The organism is Pseudomonas sp. Lz4W (assembly GCF_000346225.2).
Classification (GTDB): domain Bacteria; phylum Pseudomonadota; class Gammaproteobacteria; order Pseudomonadales; family Pseudomonadaceae; genus Aquipseudomonas; species Aquipseudomonas paraversuta.
The window spans coordinates 4,046,404-4,060,500 of the sequence record NZ_CP017432.1 but is presented as its reverse complement, the minus strand read 5'-3'; the positions used below and the strand labels follow the sequence as shown (position 1 = coordinate 4,060,500).

15 protein-coding genes and 1 pseudogene are annotated in these 14,097 nt (G+C 58.8%); 5 read left to right on the top strand and 11 right to left on the bottom strand.

Annotated features, from left to right (window positions below):
* Positions 1–5 precede the first annotated feature (5 nt).
* On the top strand, positions 6–1,904 hold the full coding sequence (gene cysN / locus B195_RS18595; protein WP_003439933.1) for a sulfate adenylyltransferase subunit CysN: 1,899 nt from the start codon (positions 6–8) through the stop codon (positions 1,902–1,904).
* Positions 1,905–2,025: 121 nt separating this feature from the next.
* On the opposite strand, the gene B195_RS18590 is transcribed toward cysN, so the two are convergent.
* From B195_RS18590 to B195_RS18580, 3 genes and pseudogenes are all read right to left on the bottom strand, one after another.
* Complete coding sequence (locus tag B195_RS18590; protein ID WP_003439935.1) at positions 2,026–2,931, bottom strand: acyltransferase; 906 nt, start codon at positions 2,929–2,931, stop codon at positions 2,026–2,028.
* A complete protein-coding gene (pta, locus tag B195_RS18585; RefSeq protein ID WP_003439937.1) occupies positions 2,932–5,031 on the bottom strand; it encodes a phosphate acetyltransferase in 2,100 nt (699 codons plus the stop codon).
* 59 nt (positions 5,032–5,090) lie between these two features.
* A pseudogene (locus B195_RS18580) lies at positions 5,091–5,400 on the bottom strand (DUF3565 domain-containing protein).
* Here B195_RS18580 and B195_RS18575 point away from each other — a divergent pair.
* Together B195_RS18575 and B195_RS18570 are read left to right on the top strand one after the other, a co-directional pair.
* Entirely contained in the window at positions 5,399–5,884 is a 486-nt protein-coding gene (locus B195_RS18575) for a peptidylprolyl isomerase (RefSeq protein ID WP_003439940.1), read from the top strand. The pseudogene B195_RS18580 and the gene B195_RS18575 overlap by 2 nt on opposite strands.
* A gap of 133 nt (positions 5,885–6,017) precedes the next feature.
* A complete protein-coding gene (locus B195_RS18570; RefSeq protein WP_003439942.1) occupies positions 6,018–6,500 on the top strand; it encodes a glutathione peroxidase in 483 nt (160 codons plus the stop codon).
* Here the strand turns inward: B195_RS18570 and B195_RS18565 are convergent.
* Together B195_RS18565 and cysZ are read right to left on the bottom strand one after the other, a co-directional pair.
* Positions 6,497–7,690 (bottom strand): glycosyltransferase family 1 protein, encoded by a 1,194-nt coding sequence (locus B195_RS18565; protein WP_037001364.1) that lies wholly within the window; start codon positions 7,688–7,690, stop codon positions 6,497–6,499. The genes B195_RS18570 and B195_RS18565 overlap by 4 nt on opposite strands.
* A 97-nt stretch (positions 7,691–7,787) precedes the next feature.
* The gene (gene cysZ / locus B195_RS18560) at positions 7,788–8,543 is read right to left on the bottom strand and encodes a sulfate transporter CysZ (protein WP_003439947.1); all 756 of its coding nucleotides are present in this window, start codon (positions 8,541–8,543) and stop codon (positions 7,788–7,790) included.
* Positions 8,544–8,854: 311 nt separating this feature from the next.
* Here cysZ and trxB point away from each other — a divergent pair, with 311 nt between their 5' ends.
* Positions 8,855–9,817 (top strand): thioredoxin-disulfide reductase, encoded by a 963-nt coding sequence (gene trxB, locus B195_RS18550; protein WP_003439949.1) that lies wholly within the window; start codon positions 8,855–8,857, stop codon positions 9,815–9,817.
* 120 nt (positions 9,818–9,937) lie between these two features.
* Here trxB and B195_RS18545 read toward each other — a convergent pair whose 3' ends face one another.
* The 6 genes from B195_RS18545 to B195_RS18520 all read right to left on the bottom strand — a co-directional run bounded on the left by B195_RS18545 (position 9,938) and on the right by B195_RS18520 (position 12,920).
* Entirely contained in the window at positions 9,938–10,273 is a 336-nt protein-coding gene (locus tag B195_RS18545; protein WP_003439951.1) for a HopJ type III effector protein, read from the bottom strand.
* Complete coding sequence (locus B195_RS18540; protein ID WP_003439952.1) at positions 10,266–10,562, bottom strand: DUF1244 domain-containing protein; 297 nt, start codon at positions 10,560–10,562, stop codon at positions 10,266–10,268. Before B195_RS18540 ends, B195_RS18545 begins: the two co-directional genes overlap by 8 nt.
* A gap of 15 nt (positions 10,563–10,577) precedes the next feature.
* Complete coding sequence (gene folX / locus B195_RS18535; protein WP_003439954.1) at positions 10,578–10,964, bottom strand: dihydroneopterin triphosphate 2'-epimerase; 387 nt, start codon at positions 10,962–10,964, stop codon at positions 10,578–10,580.
* Positions 10,964–11,524, bottom strand: coding sequence for a GTP cyclohydrolase I FolE (folE, locus tag B195_RS18530; RefSeq protein ID WP_003439956.1), 561 nt, complete (start codon positions 11,522–11,524; stop codon positions 10,964–10,966). Before folE ends, folX begins: the two co-directional genes overlap by 1 nt.
* 21 nt (positions 11,525–11,545) lie before the next feature.
* Entirely contained in the window at positions 11,546–12,256 is a 711-nt protein-coding gene (gene folM, locus B195_RS18525; protein ID WP_003439958.1) for a dihydromonapterin reductase, read from the bottom strand.
* Positions 12,257–12,350: 94 nt separating this feature from the next.
* Positions 12,351–12,920, bottom strand: a complete 570-nt coding sequence (locus tag B195_RS18520) for an antibiotic biosynthesis monooxygenase (protein ID WP_003439960.1) — start codon at positions 12,918–12,920, stop codon at positions 12,351–12,353.
* 242 nt (positions 12,921–13,162) lie between these two features.
* On the opposite strand from B195_RS18520, the gene B195_RS18515 reads away from it, so the two are divergent.
* Positions 13,163–14,095, top strand: a complete 933-nt coding sequence (locus tag B195_RS18515) for a MerR family transcriptional regulator (protein ID WP_010656028.1) — start codon at positions 13,163–13,165, stop codon at positions 14,093–14,095.
* The last annotated feature ends 2 nt before the right edge of the window (positions 14,096–14,097 follow it).

Genomic DNA, 14,097 nt, shown 5'->3' with positions numbered 1-14,097 from the left:
TTGTCATGTCGCATGTATCTGATTTGATCAGCGAGGACATCCTCGCCTACCTGGGCCAGCACGAGCGCAAAGAGATGTTGCGCTTTCTGACCTGCGGCAACGTCGACGACGGCAAGAGCACCCTCATCGGGCGCCTGCTGCACGACTCCAAGATGATCTACGAAGATCACCTGGAAGCCATCACCCGTGACTCGAAAAAGAGCGGCACCACCGGTGACGACATCGACCTGGCGCTGCTGGTGGACGGTCTGCAAGCCGAGCGCGAGCAGGGCATCACCATTGACGTGGCGTACCGTTATTTCTCGACCGCCAAGCGTAAATTCATCATTGCCGACACCCCGGGCCATGAGCAGTACACCCGCAACATGGCCACCGGTGCTTCGACCTGTGACCTGGCGATCATTCTGGTGGATGCCCGTTACGGCGTGCAGACCCAGACCCGTCGCCACAGCTTCATCGCTTCGTTGCTGGGCATCAAACACATCGTGGTGGCCATCAACAAGATGGACCTCAAGGACTTCGATCAGGGTGTTTTCGAGTCGATCAAGGCCGATTACCTGAAGTTCGCCGAAGGCTTGCAGATGAAGCCCACCAGCATGCACTTTGTGCCGATGTCTGCCCTCAAGGGCGACAACGTGGTGAACAAAAGCGAGCGCTCGCCGTGGTACACCGGCCAGTCGCTGATGGAAATTCTTGAGACCGTTGAAGTGGCGGCCGATCGCAACCTCACCGACCTGCGCTTCCCGGTGCAGTACGTGAACCGTCCCAACCTGAACTTCCGTGGTTTTGCCGGTACGCTGGCCAGCGGCATCGTGCGCAAGGGCGACGAAATTGTGGTGCTGCCGTCGGGCAAGAGCAGCCGGGTCAAATCCATCGTCACCTTTGAAGGTGAACTGGAACACGCTGGTCCGGGTCAGGCGGTGACGCTGACCATGGAAGACGAAATCGACATCTCCCGTGGCGACCTGTTGGTGCATGCCGACAACCAGCCGCTGGTGACCGACAACTTTGAGGCCATGCTGGTGTGGATGGCTGAAGAGCCGATGTTGCCGGGCAAGAAATACGACATCAAGCGTGCCACCAGCTATGTGCCGGGTTCGATCGCCAGCATCGTCAACAAGGTCGATGTAAACACCCTGGAAGAAGGCCCGGCCAGTGCCTTGCAGCTGAACGAGATCGGTAAGGTCAGGATCAGCCTCGATGCACCGATTGCGCTGGATGGCTATGCCAGCAACCGCACCACGGGCTCATTCATTATTATCGATCGCCTGACCAACGGCACCGTCGGCGCGGGCATGATTGTCGCCCAGCCGCAGAGCCATGGCAGCGCGACCCATCATGGCGAACTGGCCCATGTGACCACCGAGGAGCGGGCCCAGCGTTTTGGCCAGCAACCGGCCACCGTGCTGTTCAGTGGTCTCTCCGGGGCGGGCAAAAGCACCCTGGCCTACGCCGTTGAGCGCAAGCTGTTCGATATGGGGCGTGCAGTGTTCGTACTGGATGGCCAGAACCTGCGCCACGACCTGAACAAGGGCTTGCCCCAGGATCGTGCCGGGCGTACCGAGAACTGGCGTCGTGCTGCCCATGTGGCGCGTCAGTTCAACGAAGCCGGTTTGTTGACCCTGGCCGCGTTCGTGGCTCCGGATGCCCTGGGCCGTGAAGAGTCCAAGGCACTGATCGGTGATGATCGCCTGCTGACCGTCTATGTGCAGGCATCTCCGGCCGTATGTGCCGAGCGTGACCCGCAAGGGCTGTATGCAGCCGGTGGCGATAACATCCCGGGAGAATCTTTCCCGTATGACGTGCCGTTGAATGCCGATCTGGTGGTCAATACGCAATCGCTGTCGCTGGATGAAAGTGTGAAGCTGGTACTGGAACTGTTGCGCAAACACGGCGCTATCTAAGCCGTACGAAAAAGCCCGCCACCGAGTACTCGGTGGCGGGCTTTTTTATGCGCGTGTATTTCCCCTCTGCAGGAGCGAGCTTGCTCGCGATCTATTCCAGGCACGCGAGCAAGGGGATAGCTCAGGCGCCGGGGTATTTGCGATGCAACTCGTCCAGCAGCCGGTCCTTGTTTTCCCACAAGGTATTGATCCAGCTCTGAAACGCCCGCTTGTACTCAGGGTCCTGGTCGTAGTTTTTACCGATAAACCCGGCCGGGATTCTCAGCTCTTCGAAATCCACCACCACCTCCCGCACGTTGCCGCACAGCAGATCCCAATAACCCGGTCTGCCGCCTGGGTAGTGGATCGTCACGTTGATGATTGATTGCAGCTGTTCGCCCATCGCATCCAGGACAAAGGCAATGCCGCCGGCCTTGGGCTTGAGCAGGTAGCGAAACGGGGAGTTCTGCTGCGCGTGTTTGGCCTCGGTAAAGCGTGTGCCTTCAACGAAATTGAAAATCGCTACCGACTGGTTTTTAAACTTGGCGCAGGTTTTACGGGTGGTGGCCAGGTCCGCGCCTTTTTTCTCCGGGTGTTTGTCCAGGTAAGCCTTGGTGTAGCGCTTCATGAACGGGAAGCCCAGAGCCCACCACGCCAGACCGATCACCGGGACCCAGATCAGCTCCTGCTTGAGGAAGAACTTGAGCGGACGAATACGTTTGTTGAGCACGTACTGCAGCACCATGATGTCAACCCAGCTCTGGTGGTTGCTGGTGATCAGGTAGGAGTGCTGGTAGTCCAGCCCCTCAAGGCCTTCGATATGCCAGCGGGTCTTGCGCAGTAAATCCATCCAGCGCGAATTGTTGCTGACCCAGGCTTCGTGGATCCGGCGCATCAACTCGTCGGTCACACGCTGCGCTGCCGGGAATGGCAGGCACAGCTTGAAAATGGCAACTACGAACAGCGGCGTGCAACACAGGATAGTGTTGATCGCCAGTAGCAATGAAGCGATGACGCCGCGTAACGGCGCAGGCAGGAAATCCAGCATTTACACATCCATAGGTCGGTTGGCGGCTTGAATCGCCGTGAGGGCGATGGTGTAGACAATGTCGTCGACTTGCGCGCCGCGAGGCAGATCATTTACCGGTTTGCGCAGACCTTGCAGCATAGGCCCAAGGCTGACGCAATCGGCGCTGCGTTGTACCGCCTTGTGCGTGGTGTTGCCGGTGTTCAGGTCCGGGAACACAAAGACCGTCGCCCGGCCCGCCACTTTGCTGTCGGGGGCCAGTTGTCTGGCGACCGCTTCATTGGCAGCGGCGTCATATTGCAGAGGCCCGTCGATCAGCAATGAATGCTGGGCCTCATGGGCCAGCAGGGTGGCTTCGCGTACTTTTTCGACCTCTTCGCCACTGGCCGATTCGCCGCTGGAGTAGCTGATCATTGCCACCCGCGGGGTAATGCCGAAGGCGGCGGCCGAGTCGGCGCTTTGCAAGGCAATTTCGGCCAGTTCACTGGCAGACGGATGCGGGTTCATCACGCAGTCGCCATATACCAGCACTTGTTCGGGAAACAGCATGAAGAACACCGATGACACCAGGGTGCAGCCCGGTGCCGTTTTGATCAGTTGCAGGGCCGGGCGGATGGTGTTGGCGGTCGAGTGAATAACCCCGGAAACCAGCCCGTCCACTTCGTCCAGGGCCAGCATCATGGTGCCGATCACCACGGTGTCTTCCAGCTGTTGCTCGGCCATCGGCGCATTGATACTTTTGGTTTTACGCAGTGCCACCATCGGTTCGACGTAACGCCCGCGAATCAGATCCGGGTCCAGAATCTCCAGCCCCTCAGGCAGCTCGAAACCGTGGGCCTTGGCCACTGCCAGAACCTCTTCAGGTTTGGCCAGCAATACGCAGCGGGCAATTCCGCGGGCATGGCAAATGGCAGCCGCCTGCACGGTCAATGGCTCGCTGCCCTCGGGCAGGACGATGCGCTTGTTGGCTTGCTGGGCCCGCTGGATCAGTTGATAGCGGAACACCGCCGGGGTCAGGCGCATTTCCCGCGGGGTGCCGCAGCGTTGATGCAGCCAGTTGGCGTCCAGATGGCCGGCAACAAAGTCGGTGATGATTTGCGCGCGCTCGCGGTCATCAATCGGGATTTCCTTGTTCAGCTGGTTGAGCTGGTTTGCCGTGTCATAGGATCCTGTACTCACTGACAGCACCGGCAGCCCGGCCTGCAGCGCGCCACGGCACAGTTCCATAAGGCGCGGGTCGGGCTTGGTGTCGCTGGTCAGCAGCAGCCCGGCCAGCGGCACGCCATTCATGGCCGCAAGGCTGACAGCCAGAATAATGTCATCGCGATCGCCGGGGGTAACCACCAGCACCCCGGGTTTGAGCAGTTGCAAGGTGTTGAGTACGGTGCGGGCGCACAGAATGATTTTCGACATGCGCCGGGTTTCGTAGTCCCCGGCATTCAGCACCTGGGCACCCAGCAGGTCGGCCACGTCGCGGGTGCGTGGCGCGTTGAGTTCGGGTTGATAAGGAATGCAGCCCAGCAGTCTGAAATCGCCACTGCGCAGCAACGGCGAGTGCTCTTTGAGGCGCGCCGAAAAAACTTCCATGCTTTCGTCAGTGCGCACCTTGTTGAGGATCACGCCGAGCACTTTCGGATCTTTGGGGCCACCAAACAACTGTGCCTGCAATTCAACCCGGCCGGAGAGCTCGGTCAGCACTTCGTTTTCCGGGGCCGACACCAGAATCACCTCGGCATCCAGGCTCTTGGCCAGGTGCAGGTTGACCCGTGCGGCGTAACTGGCGGTGCGGGTGGGCACCATGCCCTCAACGATCAGTACATCTTTACCAATGGCTGCTTCTTGATAAAGGCTGATGATTTCTTCGAGCAGTTCATCCAGTTGGCCGTCACCCAGCATGCGTTCCACATGGGCCAGCCCCAAAGGGGTTGGCGGCTTGAGACCGTGGGTGCGGGCGATCAGTTCGGTCGAGCGCTCAGGGCCGATATCACCCGGATGCGGCTGGGCAATCGGCTTGAAAAAGCCGACTTTCAACCCCGCGCGCTCCAGCGTGCGAACCAGTCCGAGGCTAATAGATGTCAGGCCCACACCGAAATCAGTGGGGGCAATAAAGAAAGTTTGCATGCGAGCTTCCTGACGTGGCAGTGCAGGGCAGCGTCCGATGTGCGGGACGGGTGCCTGAATCAATTGCCAAGATTAGCGCTATCTGCGTCTTGAGCACACCAGCCACAGGTAAAGGGCTGACCTATTTTTTTCTGGCGTTGCTGCGGGTCAAGGACCCAGGGCCTGGATTGCCAGGGTGGCTGGTGACGAAGGTGCTGGGTATGGCCACATGACAACACTGCGACCCAGTGCTGCTCTTCATCTTGACGCCAGCCAATGATCGTTGAAGTTTTCAAAGTTATCCGTTGGTCTTTGTTGTATTCGCTTTCGGGCGATTGCTTGGTTAGACTTGCGAACTCACTTATTTTTTTGCAAAAGGTCTCGCCCCATGACGATCGCCGCCAACAAGGCTGTCTCCATCGAATATACCCTGACCAACGACGATGGTGATGTCATCGATAGCTCTGCCGGCGGTGCACCGCTGGTTTACCTGCAAGGCGCAGGTAACATCATTCCGGGTCTGGAAAAGGCGCTTGACGGCAAGGCCGTTGGTGAAGAACTGACAGTGACCGTTGAACCTGAAGACGCTTACGGCGAGTACTCTGCCGAACTGGTCAGCACCTTGAGCGCCAGCATGTTCGAAGGCGTAGACACACTGGAAGTGGGCATGCAGTTCCACGCTTCCGCGCCGGACGGCCAGATGCAGATCGTGACTATCCGTGATCTGGACGGTGACGACGTAACTGTAGACGGCAACCACCCGTTGGCAGGCCAGCGCCTGACCTTCAAGGTCAAGGTTGTTGCTGTACGTGACGCGAGCGAAGAAGAAGTTGCTCACGGTCACGTGCACGGTGAAGGCGGTCATCAGCACTGATCACTGCTGCTACGCTCAATTGCGAGCTAGCCAGAAAAAGGCGCCTACGGGCGCCTTTTTGCTTTTTGAAGAATATGGCAATCGGCACTTCAGGCGATTGTTTATACATGGCCCGGGAATTCAGGAGTTTGTCATGAGCGCTTTTCACGAACTTAATCTCCACGCACTGGACGGCAAGCCGCTGCTCCTGGAAACCTTCAAAGACCAGGTTGTACTGGTGGTGAATGTTGCCTCGAAATGTGGATTGACCCCGCAATATGCCGCGCTGGAAAACCTTTATCAGCAGTACAAGGCCAGGGGCTTCAGGGTGCTGGGGGTGCCCTGCAACCAGTTCGCCGGACAAGAACCGGGCACTGAAGAGCAAATCCGCGAATTTTGCAGCCTGAACTATGGCGTGACTTTTGAACTGAGCGCCAAGCTGGACGTAAACGGTCCGGAGCGTCATCAGCTGTATCGCTTGCTGGCCGGCGAAGGGGCAGAGTTCCCGGGTGACATCAGCTGGAACTTCGAGAAATTTCTGGTGGGGCCGGACGGCCGCGTGCTCGAACGCTTTTCACCGCGTACCGCACCGGACGATGCGACGGTTATTCAGGCGATTGAAAAAGCCCTGTCCTAAACCGGCACTTCGACGGCGCCGGTGCAGCCCCGGGCAGCCCGCAGCAAATGGCCTTCGAACTGCTCGATGATGCCCTGCCAGCTTTGACGGCTGGCATGCCGGCGGGCATTGAGACGAATGGTGCGCAGGGTTTCCGGGTCTTCGAGCAGCCAGCAGGCGGCTTCAAGCCAGGCATACTCATCACCCGGCATGGCCAGCACGCCGTTATAGCCATGGCGAATATGCTGGCCGGCAGCGGCCTCGTCATAGGCCACGACCCCCAGCCCCGAGGCCTGGGCTTCAAGCACCACGTTGCCAAATGTCTCGGAAAGGCTTGGAAATAAAAACACATCTGCGCTGGCGTAATGGTTGGCCAGTGCTTCTGCGCACTGCACCCCGCAAAAAACCGCCTCGGGCAACGATGCCTCTAGAGCAGCCCGCTTTTGTCCGTCACCGACCACAATCAACTTGAAGCGCCGTGCCGGATAGCGTGCTTGCAACGCATCAAGGCAACGTTTGAGGGCTCCGAGGTTTTTTTCCGGTGCCAGGCGCCCGACATGTAGTAGCGCAATATCGTTTTCCCTCAGGCCCCAACTTTGGCGCAAAGACATTTGTCGTCTGGACGGACTGAACAGCTGACTGTCGACGCCGCGGGCGAGTAACTCCAGCCGCTCGAAATGTCTGCGCGTCAGTTCCAGGCGCTGGCTGGCACTGGGCACCAGGGTCAGGCTGGAGCGGTTATGGAACCAGCGCAGATAGCGGGTCAGGGCGCGGCTGAAGAAGGTCAAACCATATTGGTTGAAGTACTGTTGAAAGTTGGTGTGAAAACCGCTGACCACCGCGATGCCCAGGCGTCGGGCAACACGCAATGCACACAATCCCAATGGCCCTTCAGTCGCGATGTACACCACATCCGGGCGCTGCTGCTGCCAGCGTCTGGTCAGCCTGTGGGTCGACGTCATGCCCCATTGCAGACCCGGATACCCCGGCAAAGGCCAGCCCCGACATAGCATCAGCGTCGGGGTACTGCGCTGGTTGGCATCCTCAGTCTGGCGCGGGCGCACCACTTCCACGAGATGATTGCGCGCACGCAAGCCGTCACTCAAATGGCTGAGGGTATTGGCCACTCCATTGATTTCGGGCGAGAAGGTTTCAGTGATCAGGGCTATGTGCAGGGCTGTTGTCATGACCTCAGTGTCAGGTACAGCCATGTCGACAATATGTCAGCGCCATGTTGGATTTATGACGCGGGCAAAAATAATAGCTGCAGGTGCCTCGCGTCAGAGCATTGCGAGGCCCCTGCAGTGATCAGGCTCTGGTTCTGGCCAGTGCTTCGTCGCCCCGCTCACGCACCCAGAACAGTGTCGCGCCTGCGACAGCGGCCGGCATCATCAGAATGTTGACCACCGGAATCAGCAGCACCAGATACACGATCCCGCCAAAGCTCAGGCTCTGCCAGCGCTTTTCACGCAGCCAGGCGAGCATCTCATTCCACCCAAGCTTGTGGTTGTCCGCCGGGTAGTCGATGTACTGGATGGCCATCATCCAGACCCCGAAAATCAGCCACAGGGGCGCGGCTACCAAATTGAGCACCGGAATAAACGACAGGATCAGCAGGGCAATCGCCCGCGGCAGAAAATAGCCCAGCTTGCGCATTTCACGGGCCAGGGTGCGTGGCACCATGGCGATCAGTTCGCCCCAGCTAAAAGGCGGCGAGTTATCCACCCCGCGCACCACAGCTTCGACTTTTTCCGAGAGAAAACCGTTGAAAGGGGCAGCAATGATATTGGCGAGCATGGTGAAGGTGAAAAACACCATCAACGCCACCAGCACCACGAACAGCGGCCACAATAAATAGTTGAGGAAGCTGAGCCAGTGGGGCAGCGACGGCATCAGGGCATCGACCCACAGGCTGAACTGGTGCCCGGCGAAATAAATCAGCCCGACGAACAGCACCAGATTGATCAGCAGTGGCAACAGCACGAACAGGCGCAGGCCAGGGCTGAGGACCAACTTGAGGCCTTCACGCAAGTACTGTGGGCCAGAGAGAACGGGTGCGGGCATAGTGTGCTCCGAGCAGTGGAAAACCGGGCGACCTTAACGGCTTTATCTGTAGGGCGAAAGTCTTGCGTAAGAATCGACAATTGCTGTAACAAAGACGTCCAGGCATCTATTTGACTACATAGAGACCAGCTATGAGCTGGATTGTTATTGCGTATTTCCTTACTCTCTGCGGCCTCTATACGCTGCACCTATATTTTTCAGGATCTGCGTGTTTCAGGCGTTGCCTGAGCAGGTTTGCGATTTCTTTTTATTCCAGCCGGTCAATCGGCGTTCCGACCCGGTTTCGACACGGGCGGTCATAGGAGTGAGTCATGTCTGAAGTACGTCATTCGCGTGTGATTATTCTGGGTTCCGGCCCTGCCGGTTACAGCGCCGCGGTCTACGCGGCCCGCGCCAACCTCAAACCACTGCTGATCACGGGCATGCAGGCTGGCGGTCAACTGACCACCACCACCGAAGTCGATAACTGGCCGGGGGATGTTCATGGCCTGACCGGTCCGGTCTTGATGGAACGCATGCGCGAACACGCCGAGCGTTTTGAAACCGAGATCGTGTTTGATCATATCAACGCCGTTGATCTGAAAAACAAACCGTTCAGCCTTACCGGCGACAGCGGTGTTTACACCTGCGATGCGTTGATCATTGCAACAGGCGCCAGCGCCCGTTACCTGGGTCTGCCGTCTGAAGAAGCGTTCATGGGCAAAGGCGTTTCCGCCTGTGCCACCTGTGACGGTTTCTTCTACCGCAACAAGCCTGTGGCTGTGGTTGGCGGTGGCAACACTGCTGTTGAAGAGGCGCTGTACCTGGCCAACATCGCCAGCAAGGTGACTCTGGTTCACCGTCGCGAAACATTCCGCGCCGAGAAGATCCTGATCGACAAGCTGCACGCACGTGTGGCTGAAGGCAAGATCGAGCTCAAGCTCAACGCCACCCTGGACGAAGTGCTGGGTGACAACATGGGTGTGACCGGTGCGCGCCTGAAAAACAACGATGGCAGCTTTGACGAGCTGAAAGTCGACGGCGTCTTCATTGCCATCGGCCACACGCCGAACACCTCGTTGTTTGAAGGCCAGTTGGAACTCAAGGATGGCTACATGGTTGTGCAGGGCGGCCGTGAAGGCAACGCTACTGCCACCAGCATCGAAGGTGTGTTTGCGGCCGGCGACGTGGCTGACCACGTCTACCGTCAGGCCATCACTTCGGCAGGTGCGGGCTGCATGGCTGCACTGGACGCCGAGCGCTACCTGGACGGCCTGCAGAACGCGCAGTTCTGACAGTTTGCGACATAAAAAAACCGGCTTCGGCCGGTTTTTTTGTGTGCGGCAAATTGTAGGAGCGAGCTTGCTCGCGAGATTTTCAGAGCAGCAAAGAAGAGCTCGCGAGCAAGCTCGCTCCTACAGGGTCAACGGCGGGGCGGTGAATTCAACCCCGGCCAGACCATGGGCGATCAACCCGCGGATGTTGCTGTGGTCCGTGCCGTCCGGAGTCGCCACCACCGAGCGATAGTGCTCGCCGAAAGCCAGCAGCGCTTCTTTATCGCTCAGGCCTTCCAGCAGGGCCAGACCCAGTGTTTTGCACGAGCCCTCATTCTGCCCGGCCGCGTTCTCTACACCACCATTGGTGAAGGCTTGTGGCTGGTAATTGTAGTGCGCTGCGATAAACGCCAGGGTATCGGCGAACAGGTGCTCGCCGCTGTTGAGGCTGGCGCGCAGGGTATTCAAATCAGTCATGCTTTTTTCCTGTAGCGAAGGCCGCAGCCTGTTCGGCGCTGGCTTCTTTCTGGTATTGGGATTTCCACTCGGCATAAGGCATGCCGTACACCACTTCACGGGCGTCATCGAGGCTGAGGTCGATCTGACGCTCGTCCGCCGCTGCCTTGTACCACTTGGACAGGCAATTACGGCAAAAACCCGAGAGGTTCATCAGGTCAATGTTCTGCACGTCCTTGCGGCTGTCCAGGTGCGCAACCAGGCGACGAAAGGCGGCGGCTTCGAGTTCAAGGCGTTCTTGGGGCGTCATGGGATTCACCGACATTTAAAGGGTGGGTGCCTGGCGGCTTGCCGCCAGCGTAATTGAAACCGATTCGGCGAAGCGCAACGCGTGCGGCTTGTCGACTTCGACTTCGGCGTACAGAACGGCGCCATTGGCCATGACCAGATCCAGCAGTTCCTGGGTCAGACGCTCAAGCAGGGCGAAGCGATTGTCTTCGACATGCTGGATCACCGCTTTGGTGATGGTCCGGTAATTGAGGGCGTGATCGATATCGTTGTCACGCACGGCTTGCTGGGCGGCATAGAGGATGGTGAGGTTGATCAATACATCCTGCTTGTTGAGGATTTCTTCCTCGTTGATCCCGATGTACGTGCGCAGACACAGGTCTTTGACGCGGATGCGGGCCATTCCTGGCTGAAGTTGTGGCATTAAGACTTGCTCCGTCCTATCAATTGCAGGAACTCCATGCGGGTGCTGGATTCGCGAAATGCGCCGAGCATGACCGAGGTGTTCATGGTTGAGTTCTGTTTTTCTACGCCGCGCATCATCATGCACATGTGCCGGGCTTCAATCACCACGGCAACACCGGCGGCCTGGGTAATGTCCTGAATGGCATCGGCGATTTCCCGGGTCAGGTTTTCCTGGATTTGCAGGCGGCGGGCGAACATGTCGACGATGCGGGCAATTTTCGACAGGCCCAGCACTTTGCCGGTCGGGATATAGGCCACATGCGCCTTGCCAATGAACGGCAGCAAATGATGCTCGCACAGCGAATACAGCTCGATGTCGGAGACGATCACCATTTCATCGCTGTCCGAGGCAAACAGGGCGCCATTGACGATGGTTTCAACGCTTTGTTCGTAACCATGACACAGGTACTGCATGGCTTTTGCTGCGCGTTCTGGGGTGTCGAGCAAGCCTTCGCGGTCAGGGTTTTCACCGAGACCGATGAGGATCTCGCGATATTGCTCAGGCAGTGTTGCGCTCATGAAGTACTTCCTCGGGGACGGCTATTTGAGATGCCGGCCGCCATTGACGGTCAAGGTGGTGCCGGTCACATACGGGTTATCCAGCAGGTAGCGCAGGCTCTGATAAATCACCTCGGCGCCGGGTTCAATCCCCAGCGCCGACTTGGCCAGGGTGCTGGCGCGGTACGCCGCGTCATCGTCCGGGTTGAACATCAGCAAGGCCGGGGCAATGCCGTTGACTTTGATGCGTGGCGCCAGTTTAGCGGCGAATGACAGGGTCAGGCTGTCGAGCCCGGCCTTGGTCGCGCAATAGGCAATATGCTTGCTGCTGCCCTTGCGTGTGACATCGTCGCTGATATGCACAATGTCCGCTGGAGTCGAGCGCTCCAGCAGTTCAGTGCAGTGCAGGTTGATCAGGTAGGGGGCGAGCATGTGCACGCTGAACATTTGCGTGAAGGCAGCGGTCTGGTCGTCGACGGTATCCACAAGCCAGGCCGAGGCATTATGGACGATGGCCCGCAGCGAGTCAGTGTGGCTTTTCAGGCGCTGGATAAAATCGAGAATACCTTCTTCGTTTGAAAAGTCGGCAAACAGCGTCGTGGCGCCCAGTTCGCGCAAGGCTTGTACGCCGGGTTTTTCACTGCGGTAGGTGATGATCACCCCATGACCGTCCGCCAGCAGTTGCCTGGCGCAATGCAAACCAATGCGCTGGCCAGCGCCAGTGATCAGAATCGGTGCAGAAGGAGAGGGCATGACGGACTCGGTGAGGTAAGGCCGGAAACTGTCGCGGCGTAGTAGCAAAACTATACCAGCGTCCGCGACGTAACGGCCAAGCCCGAATCCGGGTTTAGCTGCGATGGGATGCGATTGCGCCGGCCGGCGGCTTGTTTGGAAGGCTGTGAAGCCATTTGGCCAGCAAGTGGGTTGAGAGTGGAATAAACCAGAACACCATCAGCGGGGTCAGGGCCAGGGTGCTGACAAATATGCGTGGCAGCAAACTCAGCTCGCCCAGCACCGGGCCCAGTACAAAGTTGAACAGCAGTGACACCGGAAAGAAAGCCAGCCAGATGGCCACCGCTTGCTTCCAGCGGGGCGGGCGCTGACCGCTGGCACCGAACCAGCCATCGATACCCTTCACGCGGCGCTCTGAAGGATGGGCAAACAGGTCACTGCCACGCAGCAACCAGGCCTTGCGCGAGACCGAGTGTTCCCAGGCGTGGAGGGTGGCTTCGTCGGCAAAGCGGAAAATGATCTGAAACTCGTCATCGCCCGCAGGCGGGGCCAGAACGCCGGAGCCCAGGTAACCGGGAAAGTCTGTGGCCAATTGCTCACCCTCATGCAGCCAGGCGATCAATTCCTGATAGCGGCCTTCAGCGACACGGCGTGCAACCAGCAAGGTGACAGGAGTGGTAGACATTGTGTATCTCCAGAAGGCTGATGCTGCCCGGGTAGGGCAGCCACAAAACACAGCACCGGGGTGGTGGGCCGTGTTCTGGAAAACAAGCAAGGATTGTTCCTCCTGAGCTCTTTTGCGCCGGTTTGTATCGCTGACAAGTCTGATCCCGCAAAGCATCGTGAAAATCCCGGCCCCTGTTTGAGCACCAGATGACGCGATGAGGCGTAGAATCCCCTGCATATCCTCTTGGTCCTTGCCCTCCAATGCCCGTGATTACTGAACTTGAGCCCGTAGCGTTATCTGCCGATTGCCCTGAACAGCAAGGCTTGTATCCGATCAGGGAAGTCGCGCGGCTCACAGGCATCAACCCGGTGACCCTGCGCGCCTGGGAGCGGCGCTACGGTCTGATCCAGCCAACGCGCACCATAAGCGGGCATCGTCTGTACTCCGTGACCGATATTGAGACAGTGCGCCGGGTCATGGGCTGGCTGGAGCGCGGGGTGGCCGTCAGCAAAGTCGCGCAGTTACTGGCCAACGACTCTGCACATGAGCGCCCGCAGCCTGTCGCCAATGAGCACCGTGAATGGCAATGCCGTGCAGGGGCTGCGCTGAGTGCATTCAACGAGCCCGAGCTGGAACGCCTGTACGGGCAGATTTATTCCGGTTACCCGGCAGAAACCGTTTTCCAGGATATTTTTCTGCCGCTGTGGCAGCAACTGCTCAGGGGGCGGGATGAGTTCGGCCGCACCAGTGAATGGCTGATGCTGGACGGGTTCCTGCGCGCACGGGTACAGCACCGGCTGCAGATGCAGGCGGCACAAGCCGCACAGTGTGTGGTGATGGTTGCAGTGCCGGAGCTGTGTCATGAGCTGGAGCTGCTGGTCGCCGGCTTGCTCCTGAGCCGCCACGATCGGGTGGTCAGGGTGTTGGCGACAGGGCAGCCACTGGACGAGCTTGCGCTGATTTGCGAGAAGATCAGGCCCCAGGCCGTTGTGCTGTTTGCTCAGCGTACCCTGGGCGCCGCGCACCATCGGCGGCTGACGCGGTTGGCGCCCAGCCTGAACTGTCCGCTGTTTTTGGCGGGCGAGGCTGTGCACACGGCGCAAGAGGCGCTGCAGGGAACATCGGTTGTCTGTTTGGGGCGCCAGGCTGCTGGGGTGAGTCAGCAGCTGGATGCTGAACTCAAGGGGCGCTGAGG

What these genes read in the sequence shown, in the direction of transcription:
- B195_RS18520 (WP_003439960.1), bottom strand. Translation starts at nt 12,920, where the DNA reads ATGTCTACCACTCCTGTCACCTTGCTGGTTGCACGCCGTGTCGCTGAA.
- B195_RS18575 (WP_003439940.1), top strand. Translation starts at nt 5,399, where the DNA reads ATGACGATCGCCGCCAACAAGGCTGTCTCCATCGAATATACCCTGACC.
- B195_RS18565 (WP_037001364.1), bottom strand. Translation starts at nt 7,690, where the DNA reads ATGGCTGTACCTGACACTGAGGTCATGACAACAGCCCTGCACATAGCC.
- cysZ (WP_003439947.1), bottom strand. Translation starts at nt 8,543, where the DNA reads ATGCCCGCACCCGTTCTCTCTGGCCCACAGTACTTGCGTGAAGGCCTC.
- folE (WP_003439956.1), bottom strand. Translation starts at nt 11,524, where the DNA reads ATGAGCGCAACACTGCCTGAGCAATATCGCGAGATCCTCATCGGTCTC.
- B195_RS18515 (WP_010656028.1), top strand. Translation starts at nt 13,163, where the DNA reads ATGCCCGTGATTACTGAACTTGAGCCCGTAGCGTTATCTGCCGATTGC.
- folX (WP_003439954.1), bottom strand. Translation starts at nt 10,964, where the DNA reads ATGCCACAACTTCAGCCAGGAATGGCCCGCATCCGCGTCAAAGACCTG.
- B195_RS18545 (WP_003439951.1), bottom strand. Translation starts at nt 10,273, where the DNA reads ATGACTGATTTGAATACCCTGCGCGCCAGCCTCAACAGCGGCGAGCAC.
- trxB (WP_003439949.1), top strand. Translation starts at nt 8,855, where the DNA reads ATGTCTGAAGTACGTCATTCGCGTGTGATTATTCTGGGTTCCGGCCCT.
- B195_RS18570 (WP_003439942.1), top strand. Translation starts at nt 6,018, where the DNA reads ATGAGCGCTTTTCACGAACTTAATCTCCACGCACTGGACGGCAAGCCG.
- folM (WP_003439958.1), bottom strand. Translation starts at nt 12,256, where the DNA reads ATGCCCTCTCCTTCTGCACCGATTCTGATCACTGGCGCTGGCCAGCGC.
- B195_RS18540 (WP_003439952.1), bottom strand. Translation starts at nt 10,562, where the DNA reads ATGACGCCCCAAGAACGCCTTGAACTCGAAGCCGCCGCCTTTCGTCGC.
- cysN (WP_003439933.1), top strand. Translation starts at nt 6, where the DNA reads ATGTCGCATGTATCTGATTTGATCAGCGAGGACATCCTCGCCTACCTG.
- B195_RS18590 (WP_003439935.1), bottom strand. Translation starts at nt 2,931, where the DNA reads ATGCTGGATTTCCTGCCTGCGCCGTTACGCGGCGTCATCGCTTCATTG.
- pta (WP_003439937.1), bottom strand. Translation starts at nt 5,031, where the DNA reads ATGCAAACTTTCTTTATTGCCCCCACTGATTTCGGTGTGGGCCTGACA.